Below are 214 nucleotides of genomic sequence, written 5' to 3'. Positions count from 1 at the left end.
GTTCGACTTGCATGTGTTAAGCACGCCGCCAGCGTTCGTCCTGAGCCAGGATCAAACTCTCCGTAAATGTTTGATTGACTAACCAAGCAAGCCTGGCGTCACATCTAGTGTGCCGAGCCGCCGGAATGGGCGAACACGACACAAGTTTGAAACTGACAGAACAAATCATTACTGACTTGCTTTGTTGTTATAAATGTTTTCCAAAGGAATCTCC

At 47.2% G+C, this 214-nt stretch carries 1 rRNA gene; it reads right to left on the bottom strand.

Annotated features, from left to right (window positions below):
- Positions 1–67 (bottom strand): 16S ribosomal RNA (locus QN345_RS20455); the annotation flags it as partial.
- Positions 68–214: the final 147 nt, after the last annotated feature.

The organism is Cryobacterium sp. 10I1 (genome assembly GCF_035019805.1).
Taxonomy (GTDB): domain Bacteria; phylum Actinomycetota; class Actinomycetes; order Actinomycetales; family Microbacteriaceae; genus Cryobacterium; species Cryobacterium glucosi.
Note: the sequence above shows the minus strand (reverse complement) of the source record. Positions and strands in the feature narration are given on the sequence as shown.